The organism is Actinoplanes regularis (assembly GCF_900188005.1).
GTDB classification, from domain to species: domain Bacteria; phylum Actinomycetota; class Actinomycetes; order Mycobacteriales; family Micromonosporaceae; genus Actinoplanes; species Actinoplanes regularis.
In genome coordinates this window covers 450,260-464,019 of sequence record NZ_FZNR01000004.1, presented here as the reverse complement: position 1 = coordinate 464,019, position 13,760 = coordinate 450,260, and the positions used below count along the sequence as shown (strand labels likewise).

The 13,760-nt window shown below is 70.3% G+C and carries 13 protein-coding genes; 7 read left to right on the top strand and 6 right to left on the bottom strand.

Features of this window, described 5'->3' with window-relative positions:
- Positions 1-6 precede the first annotated feature (6 nt).
- Positions 7-1,122: an NYN domain-containing protein gene (locus CHC09_RS14530; protein ID WP_179277091.1), complete on the top strand. Its 1,116-nt coding sequence runs from the start codon at positions 7-9 to the stop codon at positions 1,120-1,122.
- Here CHC09_RS14530 and CHC09_RS14525 read toward each other — a convergent pair.
- Together CHC09_RS14525 and CHC09_RS14520 are read right to left on the bottom strand one after the other, a co-directional pair.
- Positions 1,100-2,278: a right-handed parallel beta-helix repeat-containing protein gene (locus CHC09_RS14525; protein WP_239138287.1), complete on the bottom strand. Its 1,179-nt coding sequence runs from the start codon at positions 2,276-2,278 to the stop codon at positions 1,100-1,102. The genes CHC09_RS14530 and CHC09_RS14525 overlap by 23 nt on opposite strands.
- 26 nt (positions 2,279-2,304) lie before the next feature.
- The gene (locus CHC09_RS14520) at positions 2,305-3,273 is read right to left on the bottom strand and encodes a LacI family DNA-binding transcriptional regulator (protein WP_089293586.1); all 969 of its coding nucleotides are present in this window, start codon (positions 3,271-3,273) and stop codon (positions 2,305-2,307) included.
- Positions 3,274-3,444: 171 nt separating this feature from the next.
- Here CHC09_RS14520 and CHC09_RS14515 point away from each other — a divergent pair, with 171 nt between their 5' ends.
- The 6 genes from CHC09_RS14515 (at position 3,445) to CHC09_RS14490 (ending at position 9,858) form a co-directional block, all read left to right on the top strand.
- Entirely contained in the window at positions 3,445-4,449 is a 1,005-nt protein-coding gene (locus CHC09_RS14515) for a GlxA family transcriptional regulator (RefSeq protein WP_089293585.1), read from the top strand.
- Positions 4,449-6,161: a thiamine pyrophosphate-binding protein gene (locus CHC09_RS14510; protein WP_089293584.1), complete on the top strand. Its 1,713-nt coding sequence runs from the start codon at positions 4,449-4,451 to the stop codon at positions 6,159-6,161. Before CHC09_RS14515 ends, CHC09_RS14510 begins: the two co-directional genes overlap by 1 nt.
- Positions 6,133-6,789: an SRPBCC family protein gene (locus CHC09_RS14505; RefSeq protein WP_089293583.1), complete on the top strand. Its 657-nt coding sequence runs from the start codon at positions 6,133-6,135 to the stop codon at positions 6,787-6,789. Before CHC09_RS14510 ends, CHC09_RS14505 begins: the two co-directional genes overlap by 29 nt.
- Positions 6,786-7,805: a 3-oxoacyl-ACP synthase III family protein gene (locus tag CHC09_RS14500; protein WP_089293582.1), complete on the top strand. Its 1,020-nt coding sequence runs from the start codon at positions 6,786-6,788 to the stop codon at positions 7,803-7,805. The genes CHC09_RS14505 and CHC09_RS14500 overlap by 4 nt, the downstream gene beginning before the upstream one ends.
- A 53-nt stretch (positions 7,806-7,858) precedes the next feature.
- Positions 7,859-8,308, top strand: a complete 450-nt coding sequence (locus CHC09_RS14495; protein WP_089293581.1) for a response regulator — start codon at positions 7,859-7,861, stop codon at positions 8,306-8,308.
- Between the two features lie 197 nt (positions 8,309-8,505).
- Complete coding sequence (locus tag CHC09_RS14490; RefSeq protein ID WP_179277090.1) at positions 8,506-9,858, top strand: FAD-dependent oxidoreductase; 1,353 nt, start codon at positions 8,506-8,508, stop codon at positions 9,856-9,858.
- A gap of 127 nt (positions 9,859-9,985) precedes the next feature.
- On the opposite strand, the gene CHC09_RS14485 is transcribed toward CHC09_RS14490, so the two are convergent.
- The 4 genes from CHC09_RS14485 to CHC09_RS14470 all read right to left on the bottom strand — a co-directional run bounded on the left by CHC09_RS14485 (position 9,986) and on the right by CHC09_RS14470 (position 13,683).
- Positions 9,986-10,189 (bottom strand): cold-shock protein, encoded by a 204-nt coding sequence (locus tag CHC09_RS14485; protein WP_089293580.1) that lies wholly within the window; start codon positions 10,187-10,189, stop codon positions 9,986-9,988.
- 184 nt (positions 10,190-10,373) lie between these two features.
- Positions 10,374-10,973 carry a class I SAM-dependent methyltransferase gene (locus tag CHC09_RS14480; RefSeq protein WP_239138288.1) on the bottom strand — a complete coding sequence of 200 codons (600 nt, stop codon included), beginning with the start codon at positions 10,971-10,973 and terminating at the stop codon, positions 10,374-10,376.
- A 251-nt stretch (positions 10,974-11,224) separates the two neighbouring features.
- Positions 11,225-12,388, bottom strand: a complete 1,164-nt coding sequence (locus tag CHC09_RS14475; protein ID WP_089293578.1) for a class I SAM-dependent methyltransferase — start codon at positions 12,386-12,388, stop codon at positions 11,225-11,227.
- Positions 12,389-12,441: 53 nt separating this feature from the next.
- Entirely contained in the window at positions 12,442-13,683 is a 1,242-nt protein-coding gene (locus tag CHC09_RS14470; RefSeq protein ID WP_089293577.1) for a saccharopine dehydrogenase family protein, read from the bottom strand.
- Between the last annotated feature and the right edge of the window lie 77 nt (positions 13,684-13,760).

The window sequence follows — 13,760 nt, the reverse complement described above, 5'->3', positions numbered from 1 at the left end:
CGCGGCATGACCTCCCCGCAGAACTGGCCGGGTTGTGCCGCGGCCGTCTGGTCCCTGACCTACGCGATGCTCGGCCTCAACTGGTGGGCCGGCGGTGACGGATTCCCGTTCGCGCCCGTCGCCGACGATCGCCGCTCGGGATCCATCCTGGAGGGTGCCCCGGTGGATGTGGTGGCACCGATCATGACGATCTGGGGCCTGCTCGGCGTCCTGGTGGCGGTGGCGCTGATCCGATCCCGGCGGCGGCACGTCGCGCTGCTGGCCTTCGGTTGGGTGACCGCGGCCGTGCTGACCCTGGTGCTGCCCGACTACTTCCTGATCGGGCTGCTGGTGCTCGCGCCGGCGCTGGTGGTCTTCGCGTTCACCGGCGTGCCCGGCCCGCAGGACGGCTTGGGCGAAATCCTCTACTGGCACCGCGTCAACCTGGTCATCCTCTTCGTCGGTGGCGTGCTCTGGGCCGTCGCCACCCTGATCTACCAGCGCCGGGCGAGGGGCGCGTGCGTTCGCTGCGGGCGCGGGGCGGGAGTGCGTGACGCGTCGCCCGAGCGGCTGCTGAGGTGGGGCCGGTGGGCGGTCCTCGTCGCGGTGGTGGCCCCGATGCCGTACGAGATCACTCGCATCGCCTGGTATCTCGGGTATCCGATGGGCATCAGCTCGGACTTCCTCCGGATGATGCAGGACACCGACGGCATGCTCGCGATGGGTCTCGGGTTCGCTGTCGCCTCCATGCTCGGGGGTGTCCTCACCCACGGGCTGGTGGCGTCCTGGGGCGAACGGTACCCCCGCTGGATCTGGTGGAAGGCCGGCCGTCCGGTCCCGATCGCCCTCGCCGTCGTTCCCGGCACGCTGGTGGCCGTCCTGTTGATCCCGGCCGGGCTGATGAATCTGCGCATGCCGATCGAGGACGGCATGTGGGCGCCCACCGCGCCGAGCGTCCTCTGGGCGGTCTGGGGTGCGGCGCTCGGGGTCGCTGTCGGCGCCTACTACCTGCGCCGCCGCCCGACCTGCCGGAGTTGCGGGCGCGGTTCCACCGCCGGCGCCGACGAACGACCGGACTCCCGCGCGGAGTCCGGCTCCCGCCCGCCGGCGGTGGGCCGGGTCAGGCCAGCTTCGAGCCGCTGATCTTCGGGTTGCCGGAGCCGAGGTAGAAGATGCCCGGCAGGCCGGTCGTCTCGAAGCCGGCGCTCGGGTTCTTGCGGAGCTTCGAATTGCGGATGATCAGGGTGCCGGTGCGGTCGTTGCTGACGAAGAAGATCGCGCCGCCACCCTCGACGGCCTTGTTGTTCTCGATGACGGTGCCGTCCAGGGTCAGAGTGAACCTGTCGCCGTCCAGGTAGATGGCGCCGCCGCTGCCGCCGCCGGGCGTGCCGGAGCGGGCCGGGTTGGCGCCCTTGCCGACCGCCGAGTTGCCGGAGAACACGCTGTTCAGCACGGTCCAGGAGACGCCGATGCTGCTCAGTGCCGAGCCGTTCGAGCAGGTCCCACCGGTGAACGTGCTGCCGGCGATGTAGACCGGGGTGTCACCGCCCTGGTCGAGCACGCGGATCGCCGCCCCGCCGAGATCCGGGCCGGTCCGGTCGCACTTGTTGTTCGTGAACCGCGAGTTGATCACCTTGAGGTGCCCGCCGCGGACGAAGATCGCACCCCCGCCGCCGCCCTCGGTCTTGTCGCCGGTGCTGTTCCCCCCGGTGAACGCCATGTTCTGGATCGTCATCCGGGGCGTCTCCTGGTCCTGGCAGTGCGAGGTGGTCCAGCCCTGCGCCTCGTCACAGGTGTTCATGTAGAGGATCCGGCGCTTGCCGCCGCCGCTGAGGGTGACCTTGTTGCCGCCGTCGAGGACGAGCGTGGTGTGCGCGTTCTTCACCTTGGCCGTCGCCGTCATCGTGATGGTGACCGGCGCCGGGCCGCAGTCGAAGGTGATGATGCCGCCGGCCGCGACGGCCTTCACCACCGCGGCGGAGGTGCAGCTCGCCGGGGTGCCGTTACCGACCGTCCGGTCCGGCCTGCTCGTGTTCACCGGCCGCGCCGCAGCCGGGATCGAAGCCCGGCCCGCCGGGTTGCCGGGTCTGGGCAGCGTCGACTCCTTGACCGTCTTCGACGGCGACGGGGCCACCGAACGGCTGACCGACGGAGCGACCGACGGCGACCCGGGGCCCGGCGCGGCGGAGGAGGCCGGCGCGGCCACGAAATCGGCCGGCTCCTCCCCCGACTGCGAGGAACACGCACCCACCACCAGCAGGCTCAACGCCGCGGCCACCAGTTCCCGTCGAATTCGCATCGGGGGATGCTAGCCGGTGACGGAGATCATGTGGGGACCACGCCTGAGGAGGCCCGCACGACCAGGCCGGTCGGCAGCACCATCTCTGAGCCGGCCACCCCGGAACGGCCGAGCAGTAGGTCGAGGCCGACCGCCCCGGCCCGGTCCTTCGGGACGGCCACGCTGGTCAGCGGCGGGTGGCTCATCGCGGCCAGGCTCACGTCGTCGAACCCGACCACACTCAACCGCTCGGGCACCGCCGCCCCGCGCGCCGCGAGGCGGTGCAGGAGACCGAGCGCGACCAGATCGTTGTAGGCGAGTACGGCGGTCGCCGGGCTCGCCAGCACCAGATCTCCGGCCAGCAGCCCGCCCTCGAACGTCGGCCCCACCGACCCGAGCCGCAGGATCTCCAGCCCGTCGCCGTCCAGCTCGGCGAGCGCGGCGACCCGCTGGCGCGCGGCCCACGAGTCCTCGGGGCCGTGGACGTACCCGATCCGCCGGTGCCCGAGCGCCCGCAGATGCCCTACCGCCTGCCGGATCCCGCCGGCGACGTCCGCGACCACCGACGACATCCCCGGCACCCGCCGGTGCAGCAGCACGGTCGTCGCCGGCTCGGCCGCCGCCAGCAGGTCCGCGTCGGCCGCCCGGGGTGAGCAGAGCAGCAGCCCGTCGGTGTTGCGCCCGAGCACCGCGATCGCCTCCAGCTCGGCGACCGGGTCCTCGTCGGTGTCGGTGATGAACACCCCGCAGTCGACCGCCCGGGCCCGCGCGCTCACCCCCTTCGCGACCTCCGCGAAGAAGGGATTACGCAGATCAGGAACGATCAGACCCAGATTGCCGGTACGACCGGTGATCAGACCCCGCGCCGCCCGGTTCGGCTGGTACCCGAGCCGGGTCGCCACCTCGATCACGGCCTGCCGGGTGGCCGCGCTGACCGTTCCCCCGGTCAGCGCCCGCGAGACGGTCGACACCGAGACGCCGGCCGCACGCGCGACATCGTGCACGGTCGTGCGCACCAACCTGACCCCTCGTCCCGTCCTCGGCTCGCGCCAGCATAACGACCGCGACCGTTCCCCGGGCCGGTCAGGATCATCCTGTCAACGATCGTCCTCGATGCGCGCGGGTTGTCTGAATTCGTCAAGAGCTTGGCATTGCCGCCATACCGAACCGGGCGAAACGCTGTATCCGTGACGCAACGACGTGTTGTAGTGCTTGGGTACTCCGGCGCACATGCCCTCGACATCGCGGGCCCGGTCGATGTCTTCGACACCGCCAGCCGGCTGCTCGACCGGCCCGGGGACGGCTACCGGATCGAAGTCGTCTCCCCGGGTGAGCCCCGGGTCCGGACCTGTTCCGGGCTGGCGATCGAGACGGCGGCCCTGGAGACCGGGGACGGAGCGATCGACATCCTGCTCGTCCCCGGTGGCTGGGGTCTGGACGACGCCCTCGCCGACCGGACCCTGGTGTCCTGGATCGGCCGGGCCGCCACCCGGTCCCGCCGGGTGGCGTCCGTGTGCGGCGGGGCCTTCCTGCTCGCGGAGGCCGGACTGCTCAACGGCCGCCGGGCCACCACGCACTGGGTGAAGAGCGCGGAGATGGCACGCCGGTACCCGGAGGTAGTGGTGGACCCGAATCCGATCTTCATCTCGGACGGACCGTTCATCACCTCCGCGGGGGTCTCCACCGGCATCGACATGAGCCTGGCCCTGGTCGAGGAGGACCACGGCGCCGAGTTCGCGCTGCTGGTGGCCCGCTACCTGGTGCTCTACCTCAAACGACCCGGCGGGCAGGCACAGTTCAGCGACGTCCTCGACGCTCAGCTGGCCGAGCACACCCCGATCCGGACCGCCCAGGAGTGGATCCTGAACCAGCTCGGCAATCCGCTGCTGGTCGCCGATGTCGCCGAACGGGCCAACATGAGCCCGCGCAACTTCGCCCGCGTGTTCCGCCGCGAGGTCGGCATCACTCCCGGGCAGTACATCGAGCGGGCCCGCATCTCGCACGCCCGAGGGCTGCTGGAATCGACCGATCTGCTCGTCGGTGCGGTGGCTCGGCGCTGCGGCTTCACCGCCGTGGAGACCTTCGTGCGCGCGTTCGGCAAGCTGCTCGGGACGACGCCGACCGATTACCGTAATCGTTTCCAGACTCTCGGCAGCGCTGGGCTCGTCCTCGACGCGGAGCGGACGCGGTGATGGGTCCGACGGCACGCGTCGTCGACCACATCGTCGCCGAACTGGCTCGCACGGGCGTGGACCGGATCTTCGGCGTCGGCGGCGCCAACATCGAGGACCTGTACGACGCGGTCCACAGCAGCGGCGGAGCGATCCACGGCCTGGTGGCCAAGCACGAGTTCGCCGCCGCGACGATGGCCGACGGGTACGCCCGCGTGACCGGACGGATGGGCGTGGTCGCGGCCACCTCCGGCGGCGGGGCGATGAACCTGGTGCCCGGCCTCGCCGAGGCGCACGCCTCCCGGGTGCCCGTGCTCGCGCTCGTCGGGCAGCCGCCCACCGGATTGGAGGGACGCGGCGCGTTCCAGGACGCCAGCGGCAAGGCCGGGACCTTCGACGCCCGCGAGGTGTTCGCCCCGGTGTCGAGGTTCTGCGCCACGGCGCGCACCGCGGAGTCCCTCGTGGACCTGCTGCCCCGGGCGATCGCCGCGGCCCGGTCCCAGCCCCGGGGACCGGCGGTGCTGCTGCTGCCCAAAGACGTGCAGCAGGCGGCCGCGCCGGCGACCGTGCCGGGCCGATACCCGGCGACGGCCGACCCGATCGACGTGGACGCCCTCGAACGGGCGGTTGCGGCGCTGCGCGCGGCGGATCGGACCCTGATCATCGCGGGCGAGGGCGTGGCCGCCGAGGACGCCCGGGCGGAACTGGCCGCCCTGGCCCGGCGGCTCGGCGCCTGGGTGGCCGTGACCCCGGACGCGAAGGACGTGTACGACAACCGGGATTCACGGTTCGTCGGCGTGGCCGGGGTGATGGGGCATCCCAGCGTCATGGACTGCCTGCGCCGCGCCGACGTGTGCCTGCTCGCCGGCACCCGGCTGCCGATGCTGGCCCGTGGCGGTCTCGACGACGCCCTGGCCGGCACCCGGGTGATCAGCGTGGACCCGGAACCGCCGTTCGTCCCGGCCGTGGCGGTACGCGGCCCGGTACGCCCCGCGCTGCACGCCATCGCCGACCGGCTCGGCACCGGCGCGCGCCGGTGCCCGGAGCATGCCGGTCCGGTGCCCCTGCCCGCGCCACCGGCACGCGGGCGCGGAACCTCGTACGCCGAAGCGGTCGCCGCCGTCGCCGAGGCGCTGCCCGAGGACGCCCACGTGTTCATCGACGCCGGAAACGCGGCGGCGACCGCGATCCACCTGCTACCGGCCCCGCGGCACGGCCGGTTCGTGGTGGCCGTCGGGATGGGCGGCATGGGGTACGCGTTCGGCGCCGGGATCGGCGCGGCGCTCGGCAGCGGCCGGCGCACCTATGTGCTGGCCGGCGACGGGGCGTTCTTCATGCACGGCATGGAGGTGCACACGGCGGTGGAGTACGACGCCCCGGTCACCTTCGTGGTCTTCAACAACAACGCGCACGCCATGTGCGTGACCCGCGAACAGCTCTTCTACGGCGACACGTATACCTACAATATGTTCCGGCCGGCGTATCTCGCCGCCGGCATGGGAGCCGCGTTCCCCACCCTCGACGTCACCCGGGCGGGCAACGCCGCTCAACTGCGCCGGGCCCTGCTGCGCAGCAATTGCCGCCGAGGTCCGGCGTTCGTCTCGCTGGACTTCGACGTACGCGAAATCCCACCGTTCCTGCCGTTCCTGGCCGCCCTCGGCCTGGACGGCGCCGACCGCGCGACCGAAAGCAAGGAGACATCCGATGAGCACCAGCACATCCACGTCGGTTGATCGCATCCCCGGCCTCACGCGCGTGGAGAGCACCGCACCGGAGGACATGATCAACGAGTGCCTGGCGATGACCCGTCCGGCCTATCCGCACGAGCAGGTGTACGGGCGGTTCTGCACCCTCGAGGAGTATGTCGACTGCCCGCCCGAGCAGGTCTACGACTACCTGCGCCAGGGTCACCACCTGGAGGAATGGACCTTCAGCGTGCGCAACTTCGAACCCGCCGGCAAGCCGGGACTGTGGGTCGGCGACGACCGGCTCGAGGAGGGCACCCGAATCTTCTGCCGGGTGGCGGCCAACCCGGACGCGATGACGGTCGACTACCACTGCGCCTGGGACCAGAGTGATCAACTGTGGATGGTCTACCTGATGCGGGTGGTCCCCGCCATGCTCGTGCTGAACCGCCCCGGCAGCGTCGTCACCTGGACCAACTGCCGCCACCCGAACTACGACGCGAACCCGTACCCGCAGTCCGCGCCACGTCCCGACCGGCCCTGGATCGGCGAGTTCTGGGATCTCTTCCACGCCGGGCACCTGGTCGAGATGCGCAACCTCAAGACGATCCTGGAGCACCGGCACCGCAACGGTGAGCCGGTGAGCCATCCCCCGCTGCGGGCGGTGCCGCGTTGACGGCCGCGGCGACGGTCAGCCTGACCGATGTGGCCAGCTACCTGCCCGGTGAACCGGTCGGGCTGGACTTCTTCACCGACGGCACGGACGGCCTCCGGGACAGCGCGATGTTCCGGGCGCCTCGCTGGCGGCACCACGTGGCCGCCGACGAGACCAACGTCGACCTGGTAGAACGCGCGGTGCAGCCACTCGTCGAGCGACACGGTCACCGGGCGATCCGTGGCGTGGACGTCCTGCTGGTGCACACCCAGCTACCGGATCTGCCGATCGTAGGCGCCGGAACGGAGATCGCCCGGCGTCTCGGGCTGCGCCCCGACTGGCTCCTCGACGTCGCGAACGCCGGGTGCGCCTCGTTCGTTCACATGCTCAGGCTGGCCCGGCAGATCATGACCACCACGGACGCGAGAAGCGCGCTGGTCTGCAACGCCCAGACCGCCGCCGGTCAGCTCTTCACCCAGTCCCACGTACGCCGACTCGCCCAGGCGGCCATTCCCGGAGACGGCTGCGGGGTGGCGTACCTGACTGCCGGCGGGCCGTCGCCGATCCTCGACGTGACCACCCACCACCTCGGCGAGTACGCCGGTGACATGCGATTGGTGGCCGACGACGGCCGGCGGTACTGGGAGACGCGCGAGTCACAGCTGCGGATCGGCTTCACCGAGGCCGCCGTCGCGGCCGTCCTGGAACGCGGCAACCGGTTGGTGCCGGAGGTGGTGGGTGAACTCTGTCAGCGGCTCGGCGTGCCGACCAGCCGGATCGACGTGCTCATCACCAACCAGCCCAACCGCACTTTCCTGCACAACTGGCGGGAGGCCCTCGGCGTGCCGCCGGACCGGCACCCGGACACGTTCGCGGAGTGCGGGAACATGTTCGGCGCGGCCATGCCGGTCACCCTGGACCACGCGGTGCGGGCCGGCCGGGTACGCGACGGCGACCTCGTCGTGTTCGGCGGCTTCGCGCATGCCGGTGACTTCGCCGGCGCCATGGCCGTCGAGTGGCACGGCCCGGCCCGTTGAACGGGTGGTGATCACCACGCGCCGTGGCCCGGCCCGCTCGATATGGTTGCCGCATGGCAAATAGCAACCGCGTCCTGGACGTCCTGATCGTCGACGACGACGATGCCGACACCCTGATGATCGAGGAAGCGTTGCTCGCCGCCGCGCCGCCTCCGCAGGTGCACCGGGTCGCCGACGGCAACGAGGCGATGGAGTACCTGCGCCGGCTCGGTCGCTACACCGACGCCTGCCGGCCGGATCTGATCCTGCTCGATCTCAACATGCCGCGGATGAGCGGGCACGAGGTGCTCGCCGAGGTGAAGAACGACGACGGGCTCAAGAGCATCCCGGTGGTGGTGCTGACCACCTCGAACGCTCTGCCGGACATCACCGCGAGCTATACCCGGCACGCCAACGCGTTCGTCACCAAACCGATGGATCTTGACGGGTTCGAGGCCGCGGTCGGCAAGATCAAGCGCTTCTACAACGAGACCGCGGTCCTTCCGGGGGACAAGGACGAGTGAAACACCTCACGCTCCGTAGAGCTTAGGCGAGCCTAACCATGGCCGCCACCTGCGAAAACCGCCTCCAGGCGAGAACCCGACCGGTGGGACGAAACTTGATCTGAACCTAGGTTGAAGTTTTACAGTTCCTGTTCGCGCCCGGGATCCGATCTTGGCTGGGCTGGATTCGTAGACACGAGTGAGTGAGGACCGCGACCATGGACCGCCCCCTGAGGGTTGCCGTAATCGGAGCCGGCCCCGCCGGCATCTACGCCGCCGACCACCTCATCAAGGCCAACTCGGACGTCACCGTCGACATCCTGGACAAGCTGCCCACCCCCTACGGCCTGATCCGTTACGGCGTGGCACCCGACCACCCGCGGATCAAGGAGATCATCAACGCGCTGTTCCGGGTGCTGGACAACCCGCGGATCCGGTTCATCGGGAACGTGGCGTACGGCGTCGACATCAAGCCGGAGGAGCTCAGCCGCTTCTACGACGCGACGATCATCGCCACCGGCGCCGAGAAGGACCGGGCTCTCGACATCCCCGGCATCGACCTGCAGGGCAGCTTCGGCGGCGCGGACTTCGCGTCCTGGTTCAACGGCCACCCGGACGTGCCGCGCGACTGGCCGCTGGAGGCCAAGGAGGTCGCGGTCATCGGCGCCGGCAACGTCGCCATCGACGTGGCCCGGATCCTCGCCAAGACCGCCGACGAGCTGCTGGTCACCGAGATTCCGGACAACGTCTACCAGGCCCTGAAGCGCAGCCCGGTGACCGACGTGCACCTGTTCTCCCGGCGTGGCCCGGGGCAGGTCAAGTTCACGCCGCAGGAGCTGCGCGAGCTGGACCACTCGCCGAACGTCGAGGTGATCGTCCACCCGGAGGGCATCGAGTTCGACGAGGCCAGCCTCGAGGCGATGCGCCAGACCCGGCACATCAAGATGTGCGTCGACATCCTGCAGAACTGGGCCGTTCGCGACCCGCGGGACCGGCCGCGCCGCCTGCACCTGTACTTCCTGCAGGCGCCGGTCGAGGTGCTCGGCGAGGACGGCAAGGTCGCCGGCCTGCGCACCGAGACCCAGGAACTGACCGGCGACGGCTGGGTCCGCGGCACCGGCGAGTTCACCGACTGGCCGGTCCAGGCCGTCTATCGCGCTGTCGGGTACCTCAGCAGCGCACTGCCGGACCTGCCGTTCGACACCAGCACCGGCACCATCCCGCACGCCGCCGGCCGGGTCCTGGACCTGGACGGCGAGCACATCCCCGGCATGTACGTGACCGGCTGGATCAAGCGCGGCCCGGTCGGCCTGATCGGCCACACCAAGGGCGACGCCGGCGAGACGGTCGCCAGCCTCCTGGAGGACGTCGACAAGCTCCAGCCGGCGCCGGTCCACGACCCGGCCGAGGTGATCGGCTACTTCGAGCAGCGCGGGCTGCCGTACACCACGTGGGAGGGCTGGCAGAAGCTGGACGCCCACGAGATCGCGCTCGGCGAGCCGCAGGGCCGCAAGCGCGTCAAGGTCGTCTCCCGGGACGAGATGACCGGCATCTGCAACACCGAAGGCTGATCACAGCCGGACATGGAGAGCGGCCGACCGCCCAGGGAGATCACGCGAGAACGCGGTTCTCAACCATGGGCGATCGGCCGCCACCTGGCTCGGCGACCCGAACCGGGTCACCGAGCAGCATTACTTATCAGAGCGGACGGATGTTCTCCGCCTGCAGGCCCTTGGCGCCCTGCGTGACCTGGAACTCCACCCGCTGGTTCTCCTCAAGGGTGCGGAACCCAGAGGTGGCGATGGCGGAGAAGTGCGCGAACACGTCCGGGCCGCCGTCGTCCTGCGTGATGAAGCCAAATCCCTTGTCGCCGTTGAACCACTTGACGGTACCGGTGGCCATGTTGTTCTCCTTGCAGCCTGGTTGAGGAACCACACCGTGCGGAACCTCGTGTCGCGGCTCTGATCACCTCGGAGATCCGTGGACCTGAAACAAAAACGCCTGATGGGCCGAGATGCCCAACAGGCGTTAAAAAACGTCCAAGGAATCAGAACTGCAACGGGGGTAACCGTAGCACGGTCACGGCCTACCGACGGTTTCCGAGTACCGACACCTCGGTGATCCCGGAGTCCTCGGCCGCACCGAGGCCGGAGATCCGGTAGCGGGCCAGCGTGACGAGCCAACGGTCCGGCAGGTGCCCCCGGTTCGGATCGCCGACCAGGATCCGCGCGCCCCGGGCGGCCGCGCGGCGCAGAAACGCGTGCATCCGCTCAGCCAGGTCGCTGTCGTAGAACGCGTCCCCGACCAGGACGACCTCGGCGTCACCGCCGGAGCCGTCGAGCAGGTCACCCTCGGCCGTTCGCAGGGTCACCCCGTTGACGTCGGCGTTCATCGCCGTGGCGGCCAGGGCGTACGGATCGATGTCGTTCGCGGTCACCGCGGCGGCGCCGGCCTTGGCCGCGGCGATGCCCACCACCCCACAGCCGCTGGCCACGTCGAGCACCCGCCGGCCGCTCACCAGGTGCGGATGGTCCAGAACGAACCGGGTCAGCGCCTGACCACCGACCCAGGCGTTCGTCCAGAACGGGGTGAACCCCGGCCCGATCTGCGCCTCCAGCCGGGCCTGCAGCACGATCGCGTCATCCGCCAGGTGCAGCCACAACTCCGGCAGGAACGGTGGTCGCACGAGACGCAGACCATCGTAGTTGTCGGCACGAGACGCGACAAAAGGGGCAAGCGAGGCCTCGGTCAGCCCTGGCACGGCACACTCCGATCATGAGGGCCGCCACCTGATACCCGGACGCACAACGGCTTTGTTCGACAATACGCGACCCGGCTCGCCGGCCTCGGCGAAGCGGCCCGCATAACACGCACGGGTGTACGACCGGCCGACCCACGCCGGATCGACGAGGATCGGCCGGTGACCGACGATCGGGACTAAGCGGTGCCCGGGTTGTACTGCAGGGTCCAGCGATAGGCCTGGACCAGACGGGTATCGAAGCCGGACGCCGACCCCCACAGGAAGATCCGGAAGCGCCGGTAGAGCTCCTCACCCCACCGCGCGACGATCTCCTCGCGCCGGGCGTCCAGCCGCTGCGCCCACGCCCGGCACGTCAGGTAGTAGTTGTGCCGGTCGTCCTCGACGCTGAGCAGGTCGAACGGCGAGCGGGCCACCTGCCGCAGGTAGGAGTGCAGCAGCAGCGGGGCCGAGCGCCCCGGGTAGACGTGCTGCTTGAAGAACGTCGACGCGGTGTGCTTGCGGCGCATCGCGAGCGCGTCGAGGTAGACGCGGCCACCGGGTTTGAGCAGCCGGGCGTACGTCCGCAGCGTCGCCCGGTAGTCGGGCAGGTGCTCGGTGACACCCATGTTGACGATGGCGTCGAAGCGCTGCTCCGACTCGTACTTCAGGATGTGCTGCCGGACCACGGTGACCGGCAGCCGCTCGCGCTGGAACAGGTCGTTCAGGAACTTCTCCGACTCCACGGCCAGGGTGACCGTGGTGACGTCGATGCCCCGGCGGGCCGCGTGCTCGGCGAACGCGCCCCAGCCACCGCCGACCTCCAGCACCCGGTCGCCGGGCTTGACCTGGAGGTCGTCGAGGGCGATGTCCAGTTTGCGGGTGATCGCGTCCTCCAGCGGCTCGTCGTCACCGGTGAAGACGCCCTGGGTGTAACAGCGGTGCCGGTTGTCGAGGAAGGTCAGGAAGAAGTCGGAGTCCTCGTCGTAGTGCTGGGAGATGGTCCGCCGGTCGTGGCCGGTGCGGCCGTGCCACAACGACGGGGCCCAGCGGCCGAGGAAGGCGACCGGGTGGAGGTCGGAGAAGAACCTGCGCATGTTCAGCGCCGCGGCGAGATCACCCTCGACGTCGAGGTGACCTCGCAGGTACGCCATCGCGACCTGCAGCTGATCGAGAGAGATCAGTGCGTCGTGGCCCGCGTCGTCGCGGACCACGACGCGGAACCGGGATGGGGTGGACTCGCTGACACCGAACGACAGGGTGGCGCCGTCGCCGGTCAGGATCTCGAAGGGAATCGGGGTGCGGTCACGGAAGAACTCGTCGTAACGCCGGCTGATGACGTCGGCCAGTGTTCGCCGCCTCATGCCGTGATCCTCTCACCTGAATCGATGGGTATCCAGGTGCGAACCGGCACGCGTCAGAGGCTGACCGCCTCTTTGACACCGGTCTGCTCGCGCAGGCCCCACGGGGAGCCGTAGCCGGTGAGCAGGTCCAGGAACGGTTGCGCCGGGAACGCCTCGGGGCCGAGCACCCCGGCGCCGGTCCAGACGCCGGTGGCCAGCAGTTCCAGGGCCACGACCGGGTTGATCGCGGTCTGCCAGACGACGGCCTGACAGCCGTACTCCGCCATCGACCAGTCGTTGTCGACCACGTGGTAGAGGTACACCTCGCGGGGCGCGCCGTCCTTCGAGCCGCGGACCCAGGTGCCGGCGCAGGTCTTGCCGCGCATCCGGGCGCCCAGGGTGGCCGGGTCCGGCAGGCTGGCCGCGACGACGTCCCGCGGGGAGACGGTCACCGGGCCCGCCGGGCCGGGGACGATCACACCGTCGGTGCGGTCGAGACCGATCTGGTGCAGTGTCCGGAGCGTACGGATGAACTCCTCGCCGAGGCCGTACTTGAAGGTGACCCGGCGCGCGCCCACCCACCTCGGGATCAGCAGCACCTCCTCGTGCTCCACGTTGACGCACTGCACCGGCCCGATGCCCTCGGGAAAGTCGAACACCTCGGGCTCGCTGAACGGCGCGGTGGTGAACCAGCCGCGGCCGGCCTCCCACACCACCGGCGGGTTCAGGCACTCCTCGATGGTCGTCCAGATGTTGAACGAGGGCGCGAACTCGTACCCGTCGACGGTCAGGTTCGCGCCGTCGCGTACCCCGATCTCGTCGATCTCGTCGAACAGTTCGTCGGCCGCGTAGCGGGCGAACACGTCCGACAGGCCGGGCTCGACACCCATGCCGACCAGCGCCAGGGCCTGCCTGCCCAGCCACGCCTCGTGCCGCGCGAACTGGGCGTCACCGAGCTTCACCCCCGGCTTCTCGTACGGCGTGTCGGGGTGCGGCTCGGACAGTGACATCGCCATGTCCAGATAGGTCGCCCCGGCGTCGGCCGCCGCCTCGAAGAGCGGCATCACGAAGCGCGGGTCGGTGGCGTTGAGCAGCACGTCACAACCGGTGCGGCCGAGCAGCGCGACGACGGCCGCGGGGTCGGAGGCGTCCACCCGCTCGGCCCGGAACCTCCGATCGCCGACCGAGGCCACCGCGGCTTGCGCCCGTGCCAGGTCGTAGTCGGCCACCACCATCTCGTCGAAGAACGGCCGCCGCGCGGCGATCCGCGCGATCGCCGTGCCGACGCCGCCCGCACCCACCAGCAGGACACGCATGACCTGCTCCTCTCCATCGCCTTTCACGTCAGGTTTCAGGGGCCCCACTACTGATCAAACGTTCTCCCCTCGCGTAA

Bases quoted from the DNA above. Each gene is read 5' to 3' on its own strand.
- CHC09_RS14505 (WP_089293583.1), top strand. From the start codon at position 6,133: ATGAGCACCAGCACATCCACGTCGGTTGATCGCATCCCCGGCCTCACG.
- CHC09_RS14490 (WP_179277090.1), top strand. From the start codon at position 8,506: ATGGACCGCCCCCTGAGGGTTGCCGTAATCGGAGCCGGCCCCGCCGGC.
- CHC09_RS14470 (WP_089293577.1), bottom strand. From the start codon at position 13,683: ATGCGTGTCCTGCTGGTGGGTGCGGGCGGCGTCGGCACGGCGATCGCG.
- CHC09_RS14530 (WP_179277091.1), top strand. From the start codon at position 7: ATGACCTCCCCGCAGAACTGGCCGGGTTGTGCCGCGGCCGTCTGGTCC.
- CHC09_RS14525 (WP_239138287.1), bottom strand. From the start codon at position 2,278: ATGCGAATTCGACGGGAACTGGTGGCCGCGGCGTTGAGCCTGCTGGTG.
- CHC09_RS14475 (WP_089293578.1), bottom strand. From the start codon at position 12,388: ATGAGGCGGCGAACACTGGCCGACGTCATCAGCCGGCGTTACGACGAG.
- CHC09_RS14510 (WP_089293584.1), top strand. From the start codon at position 4,449: ATGGGTCCGACGGCACGCGTCGTCGACCACATCGTCGCCGAACTGGCT.
- CHC09_RS14485 (WP_089293580.1), bottom strand. From the start codon at position 10,189: ATGGCCACCGGTACCGTCAAGTGGTTCAACGGCGACAAGGGATTTGGC.
- CHC09_RS14495 (WP_089293581.1), top strand. From the start codon at position 7,859: ATGGCAAATAGCAACCGCGTCCTGGACGTCCTGATCGTCGACGACGAC.